The organism is Chromobacterium violaceum ATCC 12472 (genome assembly GCF_000007705.1).
In the GTDB taxonomy this organism is placed as follows: domain Bacteria; phylum Pseudomonadota; class Gammaproteobacteria; order Burkholderiales; family Chromobacteriaceae; genus Chromobacterium; species Chromobacterium violaceum.
The window spans coordinates 1,144,653-1,170,199 of sequence record NC_005085.1 but is presented as its reverse complement, the minus strand read 5'-3'; the positions used below and the strand labels follow the sequence as shown (position 1 = coordinate 1,170,199).

Here is a 25,547-nt window from a genome sequence, read left to right as displayed (position 1 = left end):
TTTTGCCTTTATGTAAGCGCTAAGGCCATTATGGCAACGCCTCACAGCCAGCCCAAGCCCCCGGCCGCCCCACCCAGCAGCAGCAGCCACAGCGGATTCCAGTTGCGCTTCCACGCCAGCAGCGCCACCACCGCGCTCAACGCCCAGCCGGCGAGGTCGCGGTTGGCCGCCTGCAGCAGCAGGCAGGCGCTGGCCCCCACCAGGCCCACCGTCAACGGCAGCAGGGCGCGCGACAGCAGCCTGGCCAGCTCCCCGCCCTGGTTGGCATCCCACCAGCGGGAAACGTAGAAGCTCAGCAGCGACGACGGCAGACACATCCCCAGCATGCTGACCAGCGCGCCGGCAACGCCGGCCACATGCCAGCCCACCAGGCTGACCACCAGCACATTGGGCCCCGGCGCGGCCTGGGCGATGGCGAACAGCTCGGCGAACTGGCCGGCGCTCATCCAGCCCTCGGCCACCACCAGCCGCTGCAGCTCGGGCAGCAGCACGTTGGCGCCGCCCACCGCCAGCAGCGACATCAGGCAGAAATGCCACAGCAGCACCAGCAGGATCATGTCGCCCTCCTCTCCCGGCTTAGCCAGGCCAGCGCCAGCGCCGACGGCGCGGAAGCCAGCAACACCCACAGCAAGGGCAGGCGGAACACCGCGATGGCGGCGAAGGTGGCGCACACCACCAGCGCGCTCCACCAGCGCCGCTCCAGCCTGGACAGCAGCCGCAGCGCCATCGCCAGCAACAGGCCGGCCGCCGCCGCCGCCAGGCCGTGCATCACGTGTTCGACCAGCGGCAGCTGCCGGTAGCGTCCATAGGCCGCGGCCAGCAGCAGCACGATGACCATGGGCGCCAACAGGAGGCCGCACACCGCGACCAGCGCGCCGGACGGCCCGTGGAAGCGCGCGCCTATCGACACCGCCATATTGACGATATTCGGCCCGGGCAGCACCTGGCACAGCCCCAGCTGCTCGGCGAAGTCGGCCTCGGACAGCCAGCGCCGCCGCAGCACCAGCATGCTGTGCGCCTGCGGCAGCACGCCGCCGAAGCCGCTGACGCCGATGGAGAAGAAGCCGGCGAACAATTCGCGCCGGCTGGGAAGGATCAGATCGCGATTCATGCCTTGACACTACTCGCCGCAAGCGGGCGATACAAACGAGAATTTCTGACAGGGGCGGTCACCGGACCTCACAGCTCGCCCAGCCGTTCGACGATGAAATCGACGAAAACCCGCAGTTTCGGCAAGGGCTGGCGATCGGCCGGGTAGATCAGGTGCATGGGCTTGGGGTCGGGCAAATAGCCGTCCAGCAGCGACACCAGCCTACCTGCCGCCACATCCTCCGCCAGCAGCGCTTCCGCCTGCAGCGCGATGCCGGCGCCGGACAGCGCCAGCTGGCGCAAGGCCTGGCCCTGATTGCACTGGAAGCGGCTGGCGCGCATCCGCACCCCATGCAGCTGCGCCAGCGCCTCCCAGCCGTCGTCGCGCCGCCAGCGGCTGAAGCCCAGGCAGTCGTGATCCGCCAAGTCTGCCGGCGTCGCCGGCGTGCCGCGCGCGGCCAGGTAGGCCGGCGACGCGGCGATCATCATCCGGTACGGCCGCAAGCGCCGCGCCACCATGCCGGAATCGGCCAGACGGCCGATGCGGAACACCGCGTCGTAGCCGTCGGCCACCAGGTCCGCCAGTTGATCGCTGAGTTCCAGCTCCACGCCGATGTCCGGCCAGCGCGCCATGAACTCGGCCAGCAGCGGCGCCAGGCGCAGCGTGCCGAAAGTGATGGAGGCGTTGACCCTCAGCACGCCGCGCGGCTGCGCCCGCAACAGCGCGGCGGCGTCCTCGGCGGCCGCCAGTTCGGCCAGGATGGCGCGGCAGCGCTGATAGTAATGCTGGCCCAGCTCGGTCAATTGCTGGCGGCGGGTGGTGCGCACCAGCAGCTTGCCGCCCAGCCTTTGTTCCAGCGCGGCGATATGCTTGCCGACCATGGGCTGGGACAGCCGGTGGGCGTCGGCCGCGGCGGTGAAGCTGCCTTTCTCCACCACCGCGACGAATAACTCCATGCTGAGCAGGCGATCCACAGATTAAAAACTCCAGATTATTAATCTTGTTCATCATAGCGGATTAATCAACACAGGGAATCCATGCACACTGTGGACATCGCAACCCGCAACGGAGAACACGCATGAAGATCCTGCTCGTAGGCGCCAGCGGCACGCTGGGCCGCGCCGTGCATCAAGCCTTGTCCCACCATCAAGTCATCACCGCCGGCCGCGGCAGCGGCGATCTGCGCGTCGACATCACCGACAGCGCCAGCGTGCAGCGGATGTTCGAGCAGGCAGGCCGGCTCGACGCCATCGTCAGCGCCGCCGGCAGCGTGCACTTCGCCCCGCTGGCGGAGATGACCGCCGCCGATTTCCGCATCGGCCTGAACGACAAGCTGCTGGGTCAGATCGACCTGGCGCTGACCGGCCAGCACTATCTGAACGACGGCGGCTCGATCACGCTGACCAGCGGCATCATCAGCGCCCAGCCCATCCGCCAGGGCGCCAACGCCACCGCGGTGAATCGCGCGCTGGAGGGCTTCGCCGCCGCCGCCGCGCTGGAGCTGGGCCGCGACCGCCGCATCAACGTGGTCAGCCCCAACGCGCTGCAAGAATCGTGGGACGGCTACGCGCCCTTCTTCCCCGGCTTCGAGCCGGTGCCGGCCTCGCGCGCGGCGCTGGCCTACGTGCGCAGCGTGGAAGGCATCACCAACGGCCAGACGCTGACCGTCTGGTAAGCCCGGCTATACTGCAGCAAGCGTTGTCCGCCGCCCTTCTCGGACACGCTCCTGCCGCGGGAGCCGGATGATGAACAAGTTGCTGGGCGGGCTGGCGTTGCTGCTATGCCCGCTCCTTCTCCATGCCGAACCGATCCCGGCATACAGCCAGGCGATAGAGCCCTGGGGCGACGCCGTCAGCGGCGACGGCCTGACACCGCGCTTCCTGCGCTGGCTGGCGGAGCAAAGCGGCCTGCAGTTACAGCAGAACACCCGCCCGCTGCCGCGGCTGGTGGAGGAGCTGAAAGCGGGACGAGACGCATTGGCGCTGATCACCGCGTCTCCGGAGCGCGACGTCTTCGCACTGGAACTATGCCGCCCGACCGACATCAGGCTGTCCATAGTCTACCGGCAAGACGAGCGCGCGCCGAAGGCCGCCAATCTGCGAGCGCGGCCGGTGGGCATTCTGCGCGGCACCCATACGCTAGATGGATTCATCGCCCAGAGCGGCGCGGAAGCGGTATTGGTCAACGACATGCGCCAGGGGCTGGGCATGCTGCGCATCGGCCGGCTGGATGCGATGATGTGCGTGCGCCCAGGCTGCGGCCGCGTGCTGCGCGGCCTGTCCGTGCCGGCCGACCGCTGGGCGGAACTGCCGGTCAGCCGCGAGCCGATGGCGGTGTACGTGTCGCGCGCCCATCCGCTGGCGCATGACGCTGCGGCGTTGGAGAAAATCAAGGCCGCCTGCCAGTCCTCCGCCGGAAAGGCCAAGATGGCGGAGCTGCTGTCCATTTTCGACTGACCATGAAAAACCCCGCCGGCCTTCGCAGGCGGACGGGGTCGTCGAACTCGCGGATCCAGCCGGATCAGATGTCGGCTTCCACCTCGTTGCCCTTGGCCTCCATCCAGCCGCGGCGGCTGGACGCCTCGCCCTTGCCCATCAGCATCACGAACATGTCCAGCGTTTCCTGCAGCATGCCGGGACGCACCTGCACCCTGACCAGGCGGCGGGTGTCCGGGTTCATCGTGGTGTCCTTCAACTGCTCCGGGTTCATCTCGCCCAGGCCCTTGAAGCGGGAGATGCTCCACGCGTTCTCGCGCACGCCCTCGCTGCGCAGGCGGTCGAGGATGGCGCTCATCTCGCCTTCGTCCAGCGCGTACAGCTTGCGCGGCGGCCGGGTCTTGCCCTGACCGGGCACGTCGACGCGGAACAGCGGCGGCTGGGCGATGTAGATGTTGCCGTTTTCCACCAGCCGAGGGAAATGGCGGAAGAACAGCGTCAGCAGCAGCACCTGGATGTGGGAGCCGTCGACGTCGGCGTCGGACAGGATGGCGATCTTGCCGTAGCGCTGGCCGGACAGGTCCGGATCATCGTTCGGGCCGTGCGGGTCGACGCCTATCGCCACCGCGATGTCGTGGATTTCGGCATTGGAGAACAGTTGGTCGCGGTCGGTCTCCCAACTGTTCAATACCTTGCCGCGCAGCGGCAGGATGGCCTGGTATTCCTTGTCGCGCGCCAGCTTGGCCGAGCCGCCGGCGGAATCGCCCTCCACCAGGAACAGCTCGTTGCGCTCGATGTCCTCGCTCTCGCAGTCGGTGAGCTTGCCGGGCAGCACCGCGACGCCGGACCCTTTCTTCTTTTCCACCTTCTTGACCGACTTCAGCCGGCTCTGCGCCTGGCGGATGGCCAGCTCGGCGATCTTCTTGCCGGCTTCCACATGCTGGTTCAGCCACAGCTCCACCGGGTCGCGGGCGAGGCCGGAGATCAGCTTCAGCGCGTCGCGGCTGGTCAGCTTGTCCTTGGTCTGGCCCTGGAACTGCGGGTCCAGCACGCGGGCGGACAGCACGAAGCGCACGCGGCTCCACACGTCCTCGGCCATCAGCTTGACGCCGCGCGGCAGCAGGTTGTGGTGGTCGATGAAGCTCTTCACCGCGTCGTAGACGCCGGCACGCAGACCGGCCTCGTGGGTGCCGCCCACCGGCGTCGGGATCAGGTTGACGTAGCTCTCGCCGCTGGCGCCGTCCTCGAACCAGGCCATCGCCCACTGCGCGCCCTCGCCCTTGGCGAACTGCTCGTGGTCGTCGCCGATATAGGCTTCGCCGGCGAACAGCGGCGCCACCGGCTCGTCGCCGTTGCACAGCTCGGCCAGGTAGCTCTTCAGGCCGTCCGGATACTGCCACGCCTTCACTTCGTCGCCGCTGGGCTTTTCCACCGTCAGCGTGACCGCCACGCCGGGCAGCAGCACCGCCTTGGCGCGCAGCAGGCGCTCCAGCTCCTGCATCGAATAGCGCGGACTCTCGAAATACTTGCCATCCGGCCACACCCGCACGCGGGTGCCGCTGGTGCGCGGACCGCAGTCGCCCACGCGGGCCAGCGGCTCGATCACGTCGCCGCCGGAAAACACCAGCCGGTGCACGCCGCCCTCGCGCTTCACTTCCACTTCCAGCCGGGTGGACAGCGCGTTGGTCACCGACACGCCGACACCGTGCAGGCCGCCGGAGAAGGCGTAGGCGCCGCCATCCTTCTTGTTGAACTTGCCGCCGGCGTGCAGGCGGGTATACACCAGCTCCACCACCGGCACGCCTTCCTGCGGATGCAAACCCACCGGAATGCCCCGGCCGTCGTCCTCGACGCTCAGCGAGCCGTCCTGATGCACGGTGACGGCGATCTTGCGCGCGAAGCCGCCCAGCGCCTCGTCGGCGGCGTTGTCTATCACTTCCTGGCAGATGTGGGTGGGGTCGGTGGTGCGGGTGTACATGCCGGGCCGCTCTTTCACCGGCTCCAGCCCTTTCAGCACCCGTACCGAGGATTCGTCGTATTGTTGTTGAGTCATGTTCTGGTCTTGCCCTGTCGGCGCGTCACGTCGACGCCGCCCGCGACGGGCGGCACAAATGAAGACAGCGGGCATCGCCCGCCGTCGCTGTACTGTAAACAATCCTGCCGCCGCTCACTGCTCGCTCTGGGTGGAGGTGCGCGCCAAGTACGCGTGGTGGCTTTCCACCCCTCGCATGAAGCGCGCCAGCTCGGACAGCGCGCGCTCGTAGACGTCACGCTTGAACTCGATCACCGCGTCCACCGGCGCCCAGTAGTCGTTCCAGCGCCAGCCGTCGAACTCCGGATGATTGGTGGCGCGCAGACAGACGTCGCTGTCCCGCCCCACCAGCCTGAGCAGGAACCAGATCTGCTTCTGGCCCTTGTAACTGCCGCGCCATTCGCGGCGAACCCAATTGGTCGGCACCTCGTAACGCAGCCAGTCGCGGGTGCGTCCCAGGATCTTCACGTGCTGAGGCAGCAAACCCACCTCTTCCAGCAGTTCGCGGTACATCGCGGCTTCGGGGCTTTCGCCCGGCTTGATGCCGCCTTGCGGGAACTGCCAGGAATGCTCGCGCACGCGCTTGCCCCAGAACACCTCGTTTTTAGCGTTGGTGAGGATGATTCCGACGTTTGGGCGGTATCCGTCCCGGTCCAGCATGGAAAAAACCTGCAATTCGTTAGTTACCGGAATTTTTGCACATTTCAGGCCTCCTTGCCACGCGCCCAGGCGCGTCCCTCCCGCTCAGGCCGCTTGACCCATGTCACCGCGGCCGGTCGGGCACTCCCCCAAACCACTCAAACGGTGCTACGATTCGCCGATTGAACGTCATTCCACTGCGCATTCATGGCAATCCTGCTCAACCGACCCACGCTGTCCCGCCTGCCCTGGTTTCCCTTGCGGCCCGAGGACTTCACCACCCTGCTGCAGACGGCCGATTTCCGCCTGCGCTTGCTGGAGGCCATCGCGGCGGCGACGCGGCGCGTCTACATCTGCGCGCTGTACCTGGAAAACGAGGAGGCCGGCCAGGAGATGCTGGATGCGCTGTACCGGGCCAAACAGCGGAATCCCCAACTGGACGTGAGGGTGATGGTGGACTGGCACCGCGCGCAGCGCGGCCGCATCGGCGAGGACCAGTCGCATTGCAATGCCAGCTGGTACCGCGAAGAAGCCGCGCGCCGCGAGCTGGACATTCCGATCTACGGCGTGCCGGTGCAAACGCGCGAGCTGTTCGGCGTGCTGCACCTGAAAGGCTTCGTCATAGACGATACCGTTTTCTACAGCGGCGCCAGCCTGAACAACGTCTATCTGCACAAGCTGGACAAATACCGCTTCGACCGCTACCACCTGATCCGCAGCCCGGAGCTGGCGGACGCGATGGCGGGCTTCATGGCCGAGCAGTTCTTCAACGACCCGGCCGTATTCCGCCTGGACAAGCCGACGCCGTCCACCCGCAGCATCCGCAAGGAAATCCGCCAGCTACGCGACAAGCTGTCCCACAGCCAGTACCGCCCCGGATCCGCGCATGCGGCTCCGGACGAGCTGGCGATCAGCCCCATCGTCGGCATCGGCAAGGGCAACCGGCTGAATCGCGCGATCCTGGACGTGATCGCCGGCGCCCAGCGCCGCCTGTTCATATGCACGCCTTACTTCAACTTCCCCCGCGCGGTGGTGCTGGAAATCAACCGCGCGCTGCGCCGCGGCGTGGAAATCGACATCGTGGTCGGCGACAAGACCGCCAACGATTTCTACATCCCGCCCGAGCAGCCGTTCCGCGTGATCGGCGCGCTGCCCTACCTGTACGAGATGAACCTGCGCCGCTTCGCCAAGCGCCAGCGCCAGTACCTGAGCCGGGAACAGCTGCGTGTCCGCCTGTGGAAAGATGGCGACAACACCTATCATCTGAAGGGCATCTGGAGCGATGACCGCTTCATCCTGCTGACCGGCAACAATCTGAATCCGCGCGCCTTCCGGCTGGATCTGGAAAACGCGCTGCTGCTGCGCGACCCGCAGGGCGCGCTGCGCGGGCAGAGCGCGGCCGAACAGCAGAGCATCCTGCGCCACACCACCCAGTTGAGCCATTATCGCCAGTTGGAGGACGTGCGCGCCTATCCGGAACAGATCAAGAAACTGCTCACCCGCCTGAGCCGGGTGCGGATAGACCGGATGCTGAATCTGATGCTGTAAGCGCCGTCCCGCCCCTTCACCCCATAGCCCCGCTTGCCGGGGCTTTTTGCCGCCCTCGGCTATGATTAAGCGGAGAACCGGAGTCCCTGTGGAGAGGGCGATGCGCGCAGCCGTCAATGTGGAAACCCGCAGCTTGGCCGTCGGCCATGATTACGCCGAGAAATGGCAGGAGGTGCTGGATTTGCTGGCCAAGCTGGTCCGCATCCCGGCCGCGCTGATCATGCGGGCGCAGCCGCCGCAGATCAAGGTCTTCTTGTCTAGCCGCAGCAAAGGCAACCCCTACGAGGAAGACGAGCTCGCCGATCTGGGCACCGGGCTCTACTGCGAAACCGTCATGGCCCGCCGCGGCGAACTCATCGTTCCCAACGCGCTGACGGATCCCGCCTGGGACCACAATCCGGACATCAAGCTGGGCATGATCTCCTACATGGGGATGCCCCTGGTCTGGCCCAACCAGGACGTGTTCGGCACCATTTGCGTGCTCGATGTCGAAGAAAACGCCTACAACGCCACCTACCGGCAGCTGCTGGCGCAATTCCGCGCCATGGTCGAGCGCGATCTCAGGCAGATCTACAACGACAAGGCCCGCGCCCAAGAGGATGCCGCGCTGCGCGCCGAAGAAGCGGAGCGGGTCCGCCGCGAGTTCGAACTGCTGAGGGCCGGCGAGCAAAAAGCGCTGCAGGCGCTGCGCGAGAGCGAAGAACGCTGGCACTTCGCGCTCGAAGGCGCAGGCGACGGCGTCTGGGACTGGGACATCTCCAACGGGAGCATCTTCTTTTCCAGCCGCTGCCGGCAGTTGTTGGGCCTGACCGCTCCGGAGGCAATCGCCGGCTTCCAGCTGTGGCAGACCGGCATCCACCCGGATGAGCGCCCCACCGTGCAGGCCGAGCTGGCCGGCTACCTGCGGCAACCCGAGGGCTCCTTTGTCACCGAGCACCGTTTCCGCAAGGGAGAAGAATGGATCTGGCTGCTGGGACGCGGCATGGTTGTCAGCCTGGACATTCAAGGACGGCCGCTGCGGATGATAGGCACCTACTCCGACATCACCGAACGCAAGGAAGCCGAGGCGGAGCTGCAGCTTTTGAACAGCCATCTGGAAGAGAGGGTGGCCGCCCGCACAGCCGAGCTGAAAAAAGCGATGCAGCAGATCAGCATCGCCGAGAAACAAGCGGCGCTGGCAAGAATGGTCGCAGGCATGGCGCATGAGTTGAATACGCCGATAGGCAACATCCTGCTATGTTCGTCGCAGATACAGGCTGACGTGGCAGCCATCGCCAAGGCCGATACCGACCGGCTGCTTTCTCGCAAAGGCTTGCAGAGTTTTCTGCAGAAGGCGGCAGAGAGCTGCGAGCTCCTGCAACGCAACAGCGAACTGGCTGGCGACCTGATCGGCCGCTTCAAGCAGATCGCCGTCGATCAGCTCGATCAGCCGCGACGCAGCTTCCATCCGGCACAGATCATTTCCAGGCTGCTGCAAACGCTGCTGCCGCCCGAACACCATCCTGATATCGACGTCCAGCTGCGGATTCCGGACCGCTTGGTCATTGAGAATTACCCCAGCGCGCTGGAGCAACTGCTTTCCCATCTGGTGGCCAACTCGCTGACCCACGGCTTCGAGGAAAAAGGCGTCGGCTGCATCCGCATCGACATCCGCCGCGATCAGGAAGAACTGATCCTGATCTACTCGGACGATGGAAAAGGCATCACCCAGGAGCTGCAAAGCAGGGTATTCGACCCATTCTTCACCACCCGAATGGGGCAAGGCGGCGTGGGTTTGGGCCTGGCCCTGGTCCACAACATCGTCCAGGTCATTCTGAAGGGGCAGATCCGGCTGGAAAGCGAGCCTGGCCAGGGCGCAGCCTTCATCATCACGTTCCCGGCGAACCAGGGCTGATTTCGATACCCCCAGCAGAGCGGGACAAGTGGCAGATCGCCATGGCCACTCCATGCCATCGACATGAGTGTGCCTTCTTGCCGCAGAGTATCGGCTTATGAGCAGGCAATCGCCATTTACTCCTCTTTTGGCGGCAATGGACTCACTTCCTGCAGTCGCTGATAGTCGACATGATCGTTTTCATCCTCATCGGTGTAGATCAGGTCGGCGAAAGCATGATTCCAGCGGATATCCTGATGCGAGAAGGTATGCCGCGCCACCATGGGCTGGATGGTGGTTTCGTCAATGCCGTTGATGGACAGGATCAGCTGCGCCCTGGCCACGGCCAAGGACGCCGCATCGCGCTGGTACAAGGGACTGCCCTCGTCTATTTTGTGCACCAGCGTCCAGCCCAGCACGAACATCGGATGCTGGTCGCGCACCAGCGCCAGATCATACAGTTTGCGGAATGCCGTCCCTTCAGCGGTCACCTCATGCTGCAGCAACCTCAGGCGGGCGCTGGCATCGATGATTACATTGTTTCTGGCATTGGCTGCCCTCAGCATCAACACCTGCTCGCCATTCAATGGCCTGACCACCGGGTTGCCGGTAAACACGATGCGCGCCCTGGGCCGCGAAAAACGGGCAAAGGTCACGCCGGTGATCAACGCGATGCTCATCATGCCGATGAAGATTTCCAGCATCGAGATCCAATGGGTATACAGCGTCTGCGGATGCATGTCGCCGTATCCGACAGTGGCCAGCGTTTCGACGCTGAAAAAAAAGGCGCCGAGGAACCCTTGCGGAAACTGGTTGGCGATGCCGCCAGGCTGGAGTTGATAGAGACCGGCAAACAACAGATTCAATGCGATGAAGGACATCGCGATGAACAAATAGAACTGCGGCCAACTGATGGTCATGCAGTAGTGATAGAGATCGTGCAGGGAGTGGCGCGGCTGGCTGTGGATGAACAGGCTGCGGCCGCCCGCCTCTATCCGCCGCGCCGGCTTGCTGCTGCGAGGAGCCATCAAAGCTTCCTTGAAATGTGAATGGCTGATTGTGTGAGCGAGGCAGGTCGGCGTCAATGATTGCCGATGCAGCCAGGAAACGGCCAAGCCCCGCCGGTGACCGGTCGGGGCAGGATTGGCGCGGCGCAATGTCCTGCGCCGGAATGCGCAAAGCCCAGCTCGTCTGAGCTGGGGTTCTGCGTATGGGGCGTCTGGCGGTGTCCTACTTTCACATGGCGAATGCCACACTATCATCGGCGCTAAGGCGTTTCACGGTCCTGTTCGGGATGGGAAGGCGTGGGACCACCTCGCTATGGCCACCAGACATAAACTGGTCAAACTCAAGAAGCCTGAACCAGAGATCCTCTCTGATTCTGAATATTCGGTATCTGATCGTGTCGCACACACGCTATCTTCGCGCCTTGGATTCTCCAAGCCACTCAAATGATAGGATCAAGCCTCACGAGCAATTAGTATCGGTTAGCTTCACGCCTCACAGCGCTTCCACACCCGACCTATCAACGTCCTGGTCTCGAACGACTCTTCAGGGAGGTCAAGCCTCCAGGGAAGTCTCATCTTCAGGCAAGTTTCCCGCTTAGATGCTTTCAGCGGTTATCTCTTCCGCACTTAGCTACCCGGCAATGCGACTGGCGTCACAACCGGTACACCAGAGGTGCGTCCACTCCGGTCCTCTCGTACTAGGAGCAGCCCCCGTCAAACTTCCAACGCCCACTGCAGATAGGGACCAAACTGTCTCACGACGTTTTGAACCCAGCTCACGTACCACTTTAAATGGCGAACAGCCATACCCTTGGGACCGGCTACAGCCCCAGGATGTGATGAGCCGACATCGAGGTGCCAAACACCGCCGTCGATGTGAACTCTTGGGCGGTATCAGCCTGTTATCCCCGGAGTACCTTTTATCCGTTGAGCGATGGCCCTTCCATTCAGAACCACCGGATCACTATGTCCTGCTTTCGCACCTGCTCGACTTGTCGGTCTCGCAGTTAAGCTACCTTTTGCCATTGCACTATCAGCACGATTTCCGACCGTACCTAGGTAACCTTCGAACTCCTCCGTTACACTTTGGGAGGAGACCGCCCCAGTCAAACTGCCTACCATGCACTGTCCCCAATCCGGATCACGGACCAAGGTTAGAACCTCAAACACACCAGGGTGGTATTTCAAGGACGGCTCCACCAGAACTAGCGTCCTGGCTTCAAAGCCTCCCACCTATCCTACACAAGTCTGTTCAAAGTCCAATGCAAAGCTACAGTAAAGGTTCACGGGGTCTTTCCGTCTAGCAGCGGGGAGATTGCATCTTCACAAACACTTCAACTTCGCTGAGTCTCAGGAGGAGACAGTGTGGCCATCGTTACGCCATTCGTGCGGGTCGGAACTTACCCGACAAGGAATTTCGCTACCTTAGGACCGTTATAGTTACGGCCGCCGTTTACCGGGGCTTCGATCAAGAGCTTGCACCCCATCACTTAACCTTCCGGCACCGGGCAGGCGTCACACCGTATACGTCCACTTTCGTGTTGGCACAGTGCTGTGTTTTTGTTAAACAGTCGCAGCCACCGATTCTCTGCGACCTCTCAAAGCTTCGAACGCGAAGTCCTACACTCTAAGAGGCATACCTTCTCCCGAAGTTACGGTATCAATTTGCCGAGTTCCTTCTCCTGAGTTCTCTCAAGCGCCTTAGAATTCTCATCCTGCCCACCTGTGTCGGTTTGCGGTACGGTTCTTGTGTAGCTGAAGCTTAGTGGCTTTTCCTGGAAGCGTGGTATCAGTCACTTCAGGTCCGTAGACCCTCGTCATCACGTCTCGGCGTTAAAGAAGGGCGGATTTGCCTACCCCTCACGCCTACCGGCTTAAACAGACTATTCCAACAGTCTGATGACCTAACCTTCTCCGTCCCCACATCGCACTACACAAAAGTACGGGAATTTTAACCCGTTTCCCATCGACTACGCTTTTCAGCCTCGCCTTAGGGGCCGACTCACCCTACGCCGATGAACGTTGCGTAGGAAACCTTGGGCTTTCGGCGAGCGGGCTTTTCACCCGCTTTATCGCTACTCATGTCAGCATTCGCACTTCTGATATCTCCAGCATCCCTTACGAGACACCTTCACAGACCTACAGAACGCTCCCCTACCACGGACACTTACGTGCCCATCCGCAGCTTCGGTTATCAGTTTGAGCCCCGTTACATCTTCCGCGCAGGACGACTCGACCAGTGAGCTATTACGCTTTCTTTAAATGATGGCTGCTTCTAAGCCAACATCCTGGCTGTCTAGGCCTTCCCACTTCGTTTACCACTTAACTGATCATTTGGGACCTTAGCTGGCGGTCTGGGTTGTTTCCCTCTTGACGATGGACGTTAGCACCCACCGTCTGTCTCCCATGCTCGCACTTTCCGGTATTCAGAGTTTGCCATGGTTTGGTAAATCGCAATGACCCCCTAGCCATAACAGTGCTTTACCCCCGGAAGTGATACATGAGGCACTACCTAAATAGTTTTCGGGGAGAACCAGCTATCTCCGAGTTTGTTTAGCCTTTCACCCCTATCCACAGCTCATCCCCTAGTTTTGCAACACTAGTGGGTTCGGACCTCCAGTGCGTGTTACCGCACCTTCATCCTGGCCATGGATAGATCACTCGGTTTCGGGTCTACGCCCAGCAACTAAGACGCCCTATTCGGACTCGGTTTCCCTACGCCTCCCCTATTCGGTTAAGCTTGCTACTGAACGTAAGTCGCTGACCCATTATACAAAAGGTACGCAGTCACGGAACAAGTCCGCTCCCACTGTTTGTATGCATCCGGTTTCAGGTTCTATTTCACTCCCCTCCCGGGGTTCTTTTCGCCTTTCCCTCACGGTACTGGTTCACTATCGGTCGATCACGAGTATTTAGCCTTGGAGGATGGTCCCCCCATCTTCAGACAGGATTTCGCGTGTCCCGCCCTACTTCTCGTACGCCTAGTCCTTGGAATGTGTTTTCGTGTACGGGGCTATCACCCACTATGGCGGTCCTTTCCATAACCTTCCACTAACACAATCCATAACACGTACAGGCTGTTCCGCGTTCGCTCGCCACTACTTACGGAATCTCGGTTGATTTCTGTTCCTCGAGTTACTTAGATGTTTCAGTTCACTCGGTTCGCCTCCACTGACCTATGTATTCAGTCAGGGATCTCCTTGCGGAGGGGTTTCCCCATTCGGACATCGCGGGATCAAAGCTCTATTGCCAGCTCCCCCGCGCTTTTCGCAGGCTTACACGTCCTTCATCGCCTGTGATCGCCAAGGCATCCACCAGATGCACTTAGTCGCTTGACCCTATCATTTCAGTAACCTAAATCACCAAAACGACGGAGCGTGTTTGTGCGACGACTGCACCGCCCCTTTTGATATGGCGACGCAGCCTTAGATACAATCAAATACCCAAGATGACGATTTGTCCGCGTAAAGAGTTAACTCTACGCTTTCATCTCGCCGTCTTATATATTCGGCTTCTTCAGTTTGTTAAAGATCGGGCGTTTCAACAACGCAAACAAAATCAAACTTCTCAATTCGATTTTGTTTGCGGCGTATGGTGGAGGATGACGGGATCGAACCGACGACCCCCTGCTTGCAAAGCAGGTGCTCTCCCAACTGAGCTAATCCCCCTCTTTTTGGGTGATGCTGCGTTGCTCAGTCGCTCATGTGCATGAGCACACTTCGCTTCTTCGCGCCTTGCCTGACCCAAAAAATACTGGTGGGTCTGGTAGGACTCGAACCTACGACCCCTGCGTTATCAACACAGTGCTCTAACCAGCTGAGCTACAAACCCAGTAGTCGTTTGATACCACATCCTTTTCGATCAAAATCAAGCAGATCCAGGCGAAAGCTGACGACGTGTACATCGAGTACACGAGGAGGCTTTCAACGCAGAGCTGCGCAGATTTTCATCGAAAATGCCCTTAACTTGAATAACCGATAGGCTGTAAGTACTTGGCAATCGCCAGTCTCTAGAAAGGAGGTGATCCAGCCGCAGGTTCCCCTACGGCTACCTTGTTACGACTTCACCCCAGTCATGAATCCCACCGTGGTAAGCGGCCTCCTTGCGGTTAGCCTACCCACTTCTGGTGAAACTCACTCCCATGGTGTGACGGGCGGTGTGTACAAGACCCGGGAACGTATTCACCGCAGCATGCTGATCTGCGATTACTAGCGATTCCGACTTCACGCACTCGAGTTGCAGAGTGCGATCCGGACTACGATCGGTTTTCTGAGATTAGCTCCACCTCGCGGCTTGGCAACCCTCTGTACCGACCATTGTATGACGTGTGAAGCCCTGCTCATAAGGGCCATGAGGACTTGACGTCATCCCCACCTTCCTCCGGTTTGTCACCGGCAGTCTCATTAGAGTGCCCAACTGAATGATGGCAACTAATGACAAGGGTTGCGCTCGTTGCGGGACTTAACCCAACATCTCACGACACGAGCTGACGACAGCCATGCAGCACCTGTGTTACGGCTCCCTTTCGGGCACCAAGCCATCTCTGGCAAGTTCCGTACATGTCAAGAGCAGGTAAGGTTTTTCGCGTTGCATCGAATTAATCCACATCATCCACCGCTTGTGCGGGTCCCCGTCAATTCCTTTGAGTTTTAACCTTGCGGCCGTACTCCCCAGGCGGTCAACTTCACGCGTTAGCTACGCTACCAAGGATTCAAACCCCCAACAGCTAGTTGACATCGTTTAGGGCGTGGACTACCAGGGTATCTAATCCTGTTTGCTCCCCACGCTTTCGTGCATGAGCGTCAGTGTCATCCCAGGGGGCTGCCTTCGCCATCGGTATTCCTCCACATCTCTACGCATTTCACTGCTACACGTGGAATTCTACCCCCCTCTGACGCACTCTAGCTGTGCAGTCTCCAATGCCGTTCCCAGGTTAAGCCCGGGGCTTTCACATCAGACTTGCACAACCGCCTGCGCACGCTTTACGCCCAGTAATTCCGATTAACGCTCGCACCCTACGTATTACCGCGGCTGCTGGCACGTAGTTAGCCGGTGCTTATTCTTCAGGTACTGTCATCCCCGCCGGGTATTAACCAGCGGGATTTCCTCCCTGACAAAAGTCCTTTACAACCCGAAGGCCTTCTTCAGACACGCGGCATGGCTGGATCAGGGTTGCCCCCATTGTCCAAAATTCCCCACTGCTGCCTCCCGTAGGAGTCTGGGCCGTGTCTCAGTCCCAGTGTGGCGGATCATCCTCTCAGACCCGCTACTGATCGTCGCCTTGGTGAGCTCTTACCTCACCAACTAGCTAATCAGACGTCGGCTGCTCGTATAACGCGAGGTCTTTCGATCCCCCGCTTTCCCCCTCAGGGCGTATGCGGTATTAATCCGGCTTTCGCCGAGCTATCCCCCATTACACGGTACATTCCGACGCATTACTCACCCGTTCGCCACTCGTCAGCGGTGCAAGCACCCTGTTACCGTTCGACTTGCATGTGTAAAGCATGCCGCCAGCGTTCAATCTGAGCCAGGATCAAACTCTTCAGTTCAATCTCTTAGCAATTTCTGGCACGCAAGTTCAAAGAAATAACTGGTATTTCCTATCTCTTGCAGTGCAAGTATTCGGCTTTCGCCAAGCACTTACACCTATCGGTTATTCATTCTGTTAAAGAGCAGTGCCGGTCGCTGCGTCGTCGCTGCGGAACCGTTTCGTTTCCGCTGTTTCGTTCGCTGCGTCAGCTGAGGAGGCGAACTATACGCCCCGACCCCAAACCCGTCAACACCTTTTGCGAGAAAAAATGAACTTTCTTCGCCACTTTGCCACAAGTCATTGATTTGCAATGATTGAAGGCATGGAAGTTTTCATCAAAACGCAAAACGCCGCCTCAGGGCGGCGTTCGAACAGCGGGTGAAATACGCTCAGGGCTTGGCCGCAGCCTGGGTTTCCGGCTGCAAGTAAGGCAGGAAGGCGTTGACCACCTCCGGCGCATCCGGCTTGGTGCGGGTGCCGATGCTGATCACCTTGCTGGCGCCGGGCAGGATCAGGTACTTGTGGAAGTTCCACGACGGCGCGTCGTCGGTGGCGGCGATCAGATCCTTGAACAAAGGCTGGGCATCGGCGCCTCGAACATGCCCCTTGCCCGCCATCGGAAAGGTCACGCCGTAATTGGCCTGGCAGAAGGCGCCGATCTCGCTAGGCTTGTCCAGCTCCTGGAAGAAATCATTGCTGGGAAAGCCGATCACCATCAACCCGCGCGGACCATACTGCTTGTATAGCGACTCCAGTTGCGTGAACTGCGGCGTGAAGCCGCAATGGCTGGCGGTGTTCACCACCAGCAGCGGCCGGTCGGCGTACTGGCACAGATTGATCTGCCCGCCCATCAGCCCCGGCACGGAGTGGTTCAACAGGGCCGGACACGCGGCCAGCGCGGCCTGCCCCCACAGCATCAACATGGCTCCCCAGCGTTTCATGGCGTTCTCCCTGCCGAGCCAGCCCATAGCTCGGCGCTTGCTTGATATAAGAATAGGGCAATGCGCCCATGCATTGCCCTATCGTCTCACATTGCGAAGGCGGATGCCCCCGCCCTGTCATTCCTGCTGGCTGGCGATGTCCGCCCGCACCTTGTCCATGTCCAGATCGCGCAAGCTTTGAATCAGTTGCTCGAACTGGCCGGCCATCATGGCACCGGCCTGATTGAACACCATGACGCCATCCTTGACCGCGATCAGCGTCGGAATGGAGCGGATGTTGAAGTGGGCGGCCAGGTCGCGCTCGTCTTCGGTATTGATCTTGCCGAACACGATGTCCGCGTGTTTTTCAGAGGCGGCCTCGAACACCGGGCCAAACATCTTGCACGGGCCGCACCAGGGCGCCCAGAAATCCAGGATGACCAGCCCTTCTTCCTTCATATTGGCATTGAAGTTGTCGGCGGTGAGGTTGACATAGGACATGGCGGCTCTCTTTCTATGAATCGTTAGGCCCGCCAGGCGCGGGCCGTCTGAGTCCAAGATATGAGCGGGCCGGAGTCATTGCAAGGCATGATCCCGGTTGTATTTTTCAATCCTGCCGATAGTCGGCTAGCCGATGAACGGCAGAGCCAGATACAGCTTGATCACGATGGCGTTGACGATGTCGATGAAGAACGCCCCCACCATGGGCACCACCAGGAAGGCCAGATGCGATGGGCCGAAGCGTTCGGTCACCGCCTGCATATTGGCGATGGCGGTGGGCGTGGCGCCCAGGCCGAAACCGCAGTGGCCGGCGGCCAGCACCGCGGCGTCGTAGTTGCGGCCCATCACGCGGAAAGTGACGAACACCGCGTACAGCGCCATCGCCAGCGTCTGCAACAACAGCAGCGCGAAGATGGGCAACGCCAACGCGGCCAGATCCCACAGCCGCAGCGACATCAGCGCCAGCGCCAGGAACAGCGACAGGCTGACGTTCCCCACCACCGACACCTCGCGCTCGAAGATCCGGTACCAGCCCAACGCGGCCAGGCCATTGCTGATCAGCACGCCGACAAATAGCACGCAGACGAAAGTCGGCAGTTCGAACGCCGTGCCTTTCAGCAGCGAAGCGATGAAGGTGCCGCCCAGCAAGCAGACGGCGATCAAGGCCAGCGTTTCGATGAAGGAGTGCGGCGTGATCAGCCGCTGCGCGTCCGGTTGCTCGAACCCCTGCGGCGGCTGGTCGGCGTTGTGCTCCGCGCCCGGCGCCTTCACCCGCTTGACCAGGAAGCGCGCCACCGGGCCGCCGATCAGCCCGCCCAATACCAGGCCGAAAGTCGCGCACGCCATCGCCAGTTCCGCGGCCGAGGCCAGGCCATACTTGTCGGCGAAGGTGCCGCTCCACGCTGCGCCGGTGCCGTGGCCGCCGGACAAGGTGATGGAGCCAGCCAGCAGTCCCATCAGCGGATCCAGGCCCAGCGCGCTGGCCACAGCCACGCCCAGGGTGTTCTGCACCAGCAACAGGCCGACCACCACGCCGAGAAAGACGCCCACCGTTTTGCCGCCGTGTTTCAGGCTGGCGAGGTTGGCATTGAGGCCGATGGCGGCGAAGAAGGCCAGCATCAGCGGGGTTTGCAATGAGGCGTCGAAACGGACTTCCACGCCGGAAAACTGGCGCCACGCCAGCAGAACGGCGGCCACCACCAGGCCGCCGGCCACCGGCTCGGGAATGTTGTAGGTGCACAGCGCGCCGGTATGGGCGACCAACTTGCGGCCCAGCAGCAGGACCAGCGAGGCGGCCACCAGCGTGCCGTAGAAATCGAGTTGGATCATCGGTTCTCCTATTGTCGTTTTCGAGCGAAAACGCGCCCGCTGCGCGACGCAGGCAAACCGATGAGGCAGGAAGGCATGGAGGCGCTCCACATCCCGCCGCTTGCGCGGCGAGGCGGCGCCATGGCCGCCGGCTGGCTGGTCGGCGGCTCCATGCGGAAACGCGCTGGGTGATGGGAGCGGAGAAACGGAGGAAAGTTCGAGTAAAAACTATTTACAATCAACAGGATGACGGATCAAACCCGATCTATCCGCCAGCACTGGTGGATCTTGCGATTGCGAAAGTCTTCCGGCACCGACTGCGCGCTGATGTCGCGTATCCGGTAATCCTGATGCAGACGCTCGTCCAGCTGGAAGGTGCGCAGATTGTTGGAAAAGTACAGCCAGCCGCCCGGCGCCAGCAGCGCCATCGCATAGTCGATCAGCCAGACGTGATCGCGCTGCACGTCGAGGATGTCGCGCATTTTCTTGGAATTGGAGAAAGTGGGCGGATCCATCACGATCAGATCGAACTGCTTGCCCGCGTCCACCGCCTCTTCCAGATACTGGAACACATCGGCGCGCACCAGCTGGTGCTTGCCCAGATCCAGCCCGTTCAGCTCGAAATTGCGGCGCGACCAGTCCTGATAGGTATTGGACATGTCCACCGTCTCCGAACTGAGCGCGCCGCCGGCGCCGGCATAGACGGTGAAGCTGCCGGTATAGGCGAACAGATTGAGGAAACGCTTGCCGGCCGCCTCCTCGCGCACGCGCTGGCGGGTATTGCGGTGGTCGAGGAACAGGCCGGTATCCAGGTACTGGTCCAGATTGACGATGAAGCGCTGGCCGAACTCCTCGACGATGAAGTCCTCGCCTTCCGCGCCCACCTTCTCGTACTGGCTGACGCCCTTCTGCCGGCGGCGGTTTTTCAGCGTGACCGCGGCGGCCGGAATGCCCGCCACCTGCGCGATGGCGGCGACCACGGCGTCTATCCACGCGCGGTAGGCGTCGTCGTCCATCTCCCAGCCGGTATCGTATTCCTGCAGATGGACGCGCGAGCCATAGATGTCCACCGCGAACGGGAACTGCGGGACGTCCTTGTCGTAGACGCGCCAGGCGTCCAGCCCCTGGCGGCGCGCCCATTTGGCGTAATGCTTGTAGTTCTTGGCCAGACGGTTGGCGAAGGCGCTGACGTCCTGCATGGCGTATCCTCGATTGCTGCAAAACAAACGCGCCAGCCTGGGCTGGCGCGGCACGGTGTTCAAACCGGCATTATAAGGCGCTATTGCTCGGAGTACATCGACAGCATCTTGCGGTACACCGGCTCCGGCAGATACTGGCGGATCACGCCTTCCCAGCCGCGCGGGCCGATCAGGCCCTTGACCATGGTCGACGACACCTCCGCGTATTCGCGCGGCGGCAGCAGGAACAGCGTGGTGATGTCCGGATGCAGGTCGGAATTGATGTAGCGCATCGTGCGCTCGTACTCGTAGTCGCTGGCGGTGCGGATGCCGCGCACGATGTAGTTGGCGCCGACGCTCTGCGCGTAATTCACCAGGAACTGATTCTCGAAGACGTCGACCCGCAGCTTGCTGAAGCCCGAAGTCACTTCGCGCAGCAGCGCGACCCGCTCGTCGACGCTGAAAGTGCAATGCTTGTCCGGATTGACGCCCACCGCGACGATCAGCTCGTCGAACAGCTCCACCGCCTCGCGTATCATCCACAGGTGGCCGTTGGTCACCGGATCAAAGCTGCCGGCATAGACGGCTCGTTTCAATTGGCGTTTTCCTTTGGCTTTGATTGTGTGCTCCATGCCGAATGTATCTTGCGTTGAGAGGGGTGGTAAAGGATTTTTTGTGCGGCGCGGCAAAAAACAGCCGCGCCGGGAAGGCCGTCAAGAAAAGGTCATAATTGACAATTGACCATCCAGTTGACGCCGAATTTATCACTAAAACAGCCAAAAAGCGCGTTCCAGAATGTTTTGCCCAGCGGCACCGTCACCTGGCCGCCCTTGCTCAAGGCGGCGAAAACCCTTTCCGCCGCGGCGGTGTCGCCCTCCAGGTTGATGGACAGGGTGATCTGCTGGCCGGATGCCATCGGCCGGTCGGTGTCGGAAATCATCAGCACATTGGCGCCGAACGTCAGCCTGGCGTGCATCACCCAGCTTGGGTCGATGTCGCCCATCGGCGGCATGTCCTTGGGCGCGTCGGCGTAGCGCATCAGCATGGCGATTTCGCCGTCCAGCGCCTCGCGGTAGAAATTCAGCGCCTCCTCGGCGCGGCCGCCGTTGAAGTTCAGATACGGATACACATGCATGGCAAGTCTCCGCTAGGGGTGGGAAAGCCAGTGTACGCCCGGGCTTCAGGACATTGAAATGAAAAAGGCCCGCGACGACGCGCGCCGCGGGCCTCCAGTGCCGATTTGGTCTCAGCCGTTGATCTCTTCCGCGCGGTGGCAGGCCACCATGCGCTGATCCAGTTCGCGCAGCTGCGGCACCTCGGCCTTGCAGCGCTCATTGGCGTGCGGGCAGCGCTTGTGGAAGGCGCAGCCGGACGGCGGATTCAGCGGGCTGGGCAGCTCGCCCTCGATCTTGATCTTGATGCGGCGGTCTTCCGGATGGATGGACGGCGTCGCCGACAGCAGCGCCTGGGTGTACGGATGCAGCGGGCGCTCGTAGACGCGGGCCTTGTCACCCACCTCCACCGCGCGGCCCAGGTACATCACCATCAGGTCGTTGGCCACGTGCTCCACCACCGCCAGATTGTGCGAAATGAACACGTAGGCGGTGTTGAACTCCTCCTGCAGATCCATGAACAGGTTGAGCACCTGCGCCTGGATCGACACGTCCAGCGCCGAAGTCGGCTCATCCGCCACCACGATCTTGGGGTTCAGCATCATGGCGCGGGCGATGGCGATGCGCTGGCGCTGGCCGCCGGAGAACATGTGCGGGTAGCGGAAATAGTGCTCCGGGCGCAGGCCGACGCGAGCCATCATCGCCCGCACCTTTTCTTCCCGCTCTTTCGCCGACAAGTCGGTATTGATCAGCAGCGGCTCGGACAGCTGGTCGCCGATCTTCTGGCGAGGATTCAAGGAGCCATAGGGGTTCTGGAACACCATCTGCACCTTGCGCCGCATCGCCTTCAACTCGGCGCCGCCGGCCTTGGCCGCATCCTGGCCGTCCAGGATCAGCGAGCCGGAGGTCGGCTGCTCGATCAGCGTCAGCTGGCGCGCCAGCGTGCTCTTGCCGCAGCCGGACTCGCCCACCACCGCCAGCGTGCGGCCGGCCTCCAGCTCGAACGATACCCCGGCCAGCGCCTTCACCTGCGCCTTGGGCTTGAACAGGCCCTGCGCCACATCGTAGTAACGGGTCAGATCCCCCGCCTGCAAAACCTTAGCCATGCTGCTTCTCCTTGGCCAGCAACGGGTAGTGGCAACGCACCGCGCCATGCTCGTGGGCGGTCAATCCGGGCCGCTGGCCGCGGCAGTTGTCCTGCGCGTACGGGCAGCGCGGCGACAACAGGCAGCCGCTCGGCCGGTCGTACTGGCCGGGCACGATGCCGGGTAGCGTCGCCAGGCGGCGCGCGCCCTTGCTGTGCTCGGGAATCGACGACAGCAGCGCCTCGGTGTACGGATGAGCGGGATGGCGGAAGATCTCCGGCACCGTGCCCATCTCGGCCACCTGGCCGGCGTACATCACCACCAGCCGCTGCGCGACCTCGGCCACCACGGCCAGGTCGTGGGTGATCAGGATCAGCGCCATGTTCTGGCTCTTCTGCAAAGACACCAGCAGTTCCATGATCTGGGCCTGGATGGTGACGTCGAGCGCGGTGGTCGGCTCGTCGGCGATCAAGAGCTTGGGATTGCAGGCGATGGCCATGGCGATGGCGACGCGCTGGCTCATGCCGCCAGACAACTGGTGCGGATAGGCGTTCAGCCGCGTCGCCGCCGCCGGGATCTCCACCAGTTGCATCAGCTCCAGCGCGCGCGCCTTCAGCGCCGCGCCGCGCAAGCCCTGGTGCACCTTCAGCACTTCCATGATCTGGTAGCCGACGGTGTAGCTGGGGTTCAGCGCGGTCATCGGATCCTGGAAGATCATCGAGATGTCCTTGCCGACGATCTTGCGGCGGCCGCGCGCCGAGATGGTCAGCAGGTCCTTGCCGTCGAAGGTCAGTTGGTCGGCGACGATGCGGCCCTGCCCTTCCAAGAGGCCCATCATCGCCATCATGGTCACCGACTTGCCGGAGCCGGACTCGCCGACGATGCCGACGATCTCGCCCTGGGCGACGCTCAGCTCCAGCCCTTCCACCGCGCGGAACGGGTTCTTCTCCGATCCGAACTCCACGGACAGGTTTTTGATTTGCAACAGACTCATGTTCTTATCCTCAGGCGGCGCGCTTCAGCTTCGGGTCCAGCGCGTCGCGCAGGCCGTCGCCCATCAGGTTGATCGCCAGCACCGACAGCAGGATGGTCAGGCCCGGCAAGGTCACCACCCACCAGGCGCTCTCGATGTAGTCGCGCGCCGAGGCCAGCATGGTGCCCCACTCGGCGGTCGGCGGCTGCACGCCCAGGCCCAGGAAGCCCAGCGCGGCGATTTCGAGGATGGCGGAGGAGAAGCTCATGGTGGCGTGCACGATCAAGGGCGCCATGCAGTTGGGCAGCACGGTGACGAACATCAGGCGCATCAGGCCGGCGCCGGCCACGCGCGAAGCCACCACGTAGTCGCGGTTCAGCTCGGTCATCGCCGACGCGCGGGTCAGGCGCACATAGGCCGGCAGCGACACGGTGGCGATGGCGATCATCGCGTTGGTCAGGCCCGGGCCGAGGATGGCCATGATGGCCACGGCCAGCAGCAAGGATGGCAGCGCCATCATGATGTCCATCAAGCGCATGATGGAAGCGCCCAGCGCCTTGGGGAAGAACGCCGCCAACAGGCCCAGGATCACGCCCGGCACCAGCGCCATCAGCACCGACATCAGGCCGATGAACAGCGACAGCCGCGCGCCGTAGATCAGGCGCGACAGGATGTCGCGGCCCAGCTCGTCGGTGCCGAACAGGAATTGCGCGCTGCCGGCGGCCTCCCAGGCCGGCGGGGTCAGCATGTGGTCGCGGTACTGCTCGATCGGGCTGTACGGCGCGATCAGCGGCGCGAACAGCGCACAGGCGACGATGAACAGCACGAAGACCAGGCCGGCGACCGCGCCCTTGTTGTGGGAAAAGCCCTGCCAGAACTCCTTCAGCGGAGACGGATAGGACAGCGCCAGATCGGCCGTCTGCGCGGCCGCGGTTTGATTGGTTTGGCTCATATTGCGTCCCTGCTTACTTGGCGTGACGGATGCGCGGATTGGCGATGCCGTACAGGATGTCGACGACGAAGTTGGTGACGATCACCAGCGTGGCCACCATCAGGATGCCGTTCTGCACCACCGGGTAGTCGCGGCGGGCGATGGCGTCGATCAGCCACTTGCCGATGCCGGGCCAGGAGAAGATGGTCTCGGTCAGCACCGCGCCGCCCATCAGCGTGCCCACCTGCAGGCCGATCACGGTCAGCACCGGGATCAGCGCGTTGCGCAGGGTGTGGATGAAGATGACGCGCGCCGGCGACAGGCCCTTGGCGCGCGCGGTGCGGACGTAGTCCTCGCGCAGCACTTCCAGCATCGACGAGCGGGTCATCCGCGCGATCACCGCCAGCGGAATGGTGCCCAGCACGATGGACGGCAGGATCAGGTGCGACAGCGCGCTCCGGAACGCGCCGGCGTTGCCCTCGGGATCGGCGGACTCGGCCAGCCAGCTGTCGATCAGCATGAAGCCGGTCTTGGGATGGATGTCGAACATCAGGTCCATGCGGCCCGATACCGGCGTCCAGCCCAGTTTGACCGAGAAGAACATGATCAGGATCAGACCCCACCAGAAGATGGGCATCGAGAAACCGGTCAGCGAAATGCCCATCACGCCGTGGTCGAACAGCGAGCCGCGCTTGATCGCGGCCAGCACGCCGGCCAGCAGCCCCCACACCATGGCGAACAGCAGCGCGGACAGCGCCAGTTCCAGCGTGGCGGGGAACAGGGTCTTGAACTCGGTCCAGACGCTGGTCTTGGTCACCAGCGATTCGCCGAGATTGCCGTGCAGAAGATTGACGACATAGTCGAAGTATTGCGCGTACAGCGGCTTGTCCAGCCCCAGCCGGTGCAACGCTTCGGCATGCATCTGGGGATCGAGCGTGCGCTCGCCCACCATCACCTCCACCGGGTCGCCGGGGATCAGGCGGATCAGCGCGAAAGTCAGCAGCGTGATGCCGAAGAAGGTGGGCACCAGCAGGCCCAGCCTCCGCAAGATGAATGAAAACATGGAAACCTCTCCCGGACGCGCGCTACGCGCGGCGTCCTCAGACCTAGACATCGCGTGCAAGGAATCCGTACAGGAAAGGTAGAAACGCAAGACGCGCCGTGAAGGCGCGAAGAGAGAGAGACCGGGGTGCCGGACAGCGGACTGGCAACTAAACCACCCACCAGCATTAGCTGCATCCACTGTCGCGGCAGGACAGACAATAGCAGCGCCCTGTCCCGTCCCGCTTGACGCAGGTCAAACCGCCGTCACCGCCGGCCGACCGTCGTCCCTTCCTCTAACCAATTCCTGTGCAGACACTGCCATGCCGCGGCGGCCGCCCTCT

20 protein-coding genes, 2 tRNA genes and 3 rRNA genes are annotated in these 25,547 nt (G+C 62.1%); 4 read left to right on the top strand and 21 right to left on the bottom strand.

Features of this window, described 5'->3' with window-relative positions; all coding sequences use genetic code 11:
- Positions 1-41: 41 nt before the first annotated feature.
- The 3 genes from CV_RS05500 to CV_RS05490 form a co-directional block, all read right to left on the bottom strand.
- On the bottom strand, positions 42-557 hold the full coding sequence (locus CV_RS05500; protein WP_011134673.1) for a chromate transporter: 516 nt from the start codon (positions 555-557) through the stop codon (positions 42-44).
- Positions 554-1,111: a chromate transporter gene (locus CV_RS05495; protein ID WP_011134672.1), complete on the bottom strand. Its 558-nt coding sequence runs from the start codon at positions 1,109-1,111 to the stop codon at positions 554-556. Before CV_RS05495 ends, CV_RS05500 begins: the two co-directional genes overlap by 4 nt.
- Positions 1,112-1,179: 68 nt before the next feature.
- Positions 1,180-2,046: a LysR family transcriptional regulator gene (locus CV_RS05490; protein ID WP_220468526.1), complete on the bottom strand. Its 867-nt coding sequence runs from the start codon at positions 2,044-2,046 to the stop codon at positions 1,180-1,182.
- Between the two features lie 122 nt (positions 2,047-2,168).
- On the opposite strand from CV_RS05490, the gene CV_RS05485 reads away from it, so the two are divergent.
- Positions 2,169-2,765 (top strand): short chain dehydrogenase, encoded by a 597-nt coding sequence (locus tag CV_RS05485; RefSeq protein ID WP_011134670.1) that lies wholly within the window; start codon positions 2,169-2,171, stop codon positions 2,763-2,765.
- A gap of 67 nt (positions 2,766-2,832) precedes the next feature.
- Positions 2,833-3,546: a substrate-binding periplasmic protein gene (locus CV_RS05480; protein ID WP_080508924.1), complete on the top strand. Its 714-nt coding sequence runs from the start codon at positions 2,833-2,835 to the stop codon at positions 3,544-3,546.
- A gap of 64 nt (positions 3,547-3,610) precedes the next feature.
- Here CV_RS05480 and parE read toward each other — a convergent pair whose 3' ends face one another.
- Complete coding sequence (gene parE / locus CV_RS05475; protein ID WP_011134668.1) at positions 3,611-5,578, bottom strand: DNA topoisomerase IV subunit B; 1,968 nt, start codon at positions 5,576-5,578, stop codon at positions 3,611-3,613.
- Between the two features lie 114 nt (positions 5,579-5,692).
- On the bottom strand, positions 5,693-6,217 hold the full coding sequence (locus tag CV_RS05470; protein WP_011134667.1) for an RNA pyrophosphohydrolase: 525 nt from the start codon (positions 6,215-6,217) through the stop codon (positions 5,693-5,695).
- A 186-nt stretch (positions 6,218-6,403) separates the two neighbouring features.
- Between CV_RS05470 and pssA the strand changes: the two genes are divergently transcribed.
- Both pssA and CV_RS05460 read left to right on the top strand, forming a co-directional pair.
- Positions 6,404-7,744: a CDP-diacylglycerol--serine O-phosphatidyltransferase gene (gene pssA, locus CV_RS05465; RefSeq protein ID WP_011134666.1), complete on the top strand. Its 1,341-nt coding sequence runs from the start codon at positions 6,404-6,406 to the stop codon at positions 7,742-7,744.
- A 100-nt stretch (positions 7,745-7,844) separates the two neighbouring features.
- The gene (locus CV_RS05460) at positions 7,845-9,638 is read left to right on the top strand and encodes an ATP-binding protein (protein WP_011134665.1); all 1,794 of its coding nucleotides are present in this window, start codon (positions 7,845-7,847) and stop codon (positions 9,636-9,638) included.
- Between the two features lie 116 nt (positions 9,639-9,754).
- Here the strand turns inward: CV_RS05460 and CV_RS05455 are convergent, their stop codons facing one another.
- The 16 genes from CV_RS05455 to CV_RS05380 form a co-directional block, all read right to left on the bottom strand.
- Positions 9,755-10,774 (bottom strand): ion channel, encoded by a 1,020-nt coding sequence (locus CV_RS05455; protein WP_218567068.1) that lies wholly within the window; start codon positions 10,772-10,774, stop codon positions 9,755-9,757.
- Positions 10,775-10,834: 60 nt separating this feature from the next.
- Positions 10,835-10,949 (bottom strand): 5S ribosomal RNA (rrf, locus tag CV_RS05450).
- A 124-nt stretch (positions 10,950-11,073) separates the two neighbouring features.
- Positions 11,074-13,962, bottom strand: a 23S ribosomal RNA gene (locus CV_RS05445).
- Positions 13,963-14,216: 254 nt separating this feature from the next.
- Positions 14,217-14,292, bottom strand: a tRNA-Ala gene (locus tag CV_RS05440).
- Between the two features lie 86 nt (positions 14,293-14,378).
- Positions 14,379-14,455: transfer RNA gene (locus CV_RS05435), tRNA-Ile, on the bottom strand.
- Between the two features lie 182 nt (positions 14,456-14,637).
- Positions 14,638-16,173 (bottom strand): 16S ribosomal RNA (locus tag CV_RS05430).
- Together the 16S, 23S and 5S rRNA genes with 2 tRNA genes alongside form the textbook arrangement of a ribosomal RNA operon.
- A 370-nt stretch (positions 16,174-16,543) precedes the next feature.
- On the bottom strand, positions 16,544-17,095 hold the full coding sequence (locus CV_RS05425) for a glutathione peroxidase (protein WP_052262797.1): 552 nt from the start codon (positions 17,093-17,095) through the stop codon (positions 16,544-16,546).
- Between the two features lie 117 nt (positions 17,096-17,212).
- Positions 17,213-17,575, bottom strand: a complete 363-nt coding sequence (gene trxA, locus CV_RS05420; RefSeq protein WP_043595566.1) for a thioredoxin — start codon at positions 17,573-17,575, stop codon at positions 17,213-17,215.
- Between the two features lie 126 nt (positions 17,576-17,701).
- Positions 17,702-18,904 (bottom strand): sodium/glutamate symporter, encoded by a 1,203-nt coding sequence (gltS, locus tag CV_RS05415; RefSeq protein WP_011134660.1) that lies wholly within the window; start codon positions 18,902-18,904, stop codon positions 17,702-17,704.
- A 233-nt stretch (positions 18,905-19,137) separates the two neighbouring features.
- A complete protein-coding gene (locus tag CV_RS05410; RefSeq protein WP_011134659.1) occupies positions 19,138-20,082 on the bottom strand; it encodes a class I SAM-dependent methyltransferase in 945 nt (314 codons plus the stop codon).
- Positions 20,083-20,162: 80 nt separating this feature from the next.
- Entirely contained in the window at positions 20,163-20,693 is a 531-nt protein-coding gene (gene coaD, locus CV_RS05405; protein ID WP_043595562.1) for a pantetheine-phosphate adenylyltransferase, read from the bottom strand.
- Between the two features lie 92 nt (positions 20,694-20,785).
- On the bottom strand, positions 20,786-21,196 hold the full coding sequence (locus tag CV_RS05400) for a VOC family protein (protein WP_011134657.1): 411 nt from the start codon (positions 21,194-21,196) through the stop codon (positions 20,786-20,788).
- Positions 21,197-21,307: 111 nt separating this feature from the next.
- The gene (locus CV_RS05395) at positions 21,308-22,279 is read right to left on the bottom strand and encodes a peptide ABC transporter ATP-binding protein (protein WP_011134656.1); all 972 of its coding nucleotides are present in this window, start codon (positions 22,277-22,279) and stop codon (positions 21,308-21,310) included.
- On the bottom strand, positions 22,272-23,252 hold the full coding sequence (locus CV_RS05390) for an ABC transporter ATP-binding protein (RefSeq protein ID WP_011134655.1): 981 nt from the start codon (positions 23,250-23,252) through the stop codon (positions 22,272-22,274). The genes CV_RS05395 and CV_RS05390 overlap by 8 nt, the downstream gene beginning before the upstream one ends.
- A gap of 10 nt (positions 23,253-23,262) precedes the next feature.
- Complete coding sequence (locus CV_RS05385) at positions 23,263-24,183, bottom strand: ABC transporter permease subunit (protein ID WP_011134654.1); 921 nt, start codon at positions 24,181-24,183, stop codon at positions 23,263-23,265.
- 13 nt (positions 24,184-24,196) lie between these two features.
- A complete protein-coding gene (locus CV_RS05380; protein WP_011134653.1) occupies positions 24,197-25,225 on the bottom strand; it encodes an ABC transporter permease subunit in 1,029 nt (342 codons plus the stop codon).
- Positions 25,226-25,547: the final 322 nt, after the last annotated feature.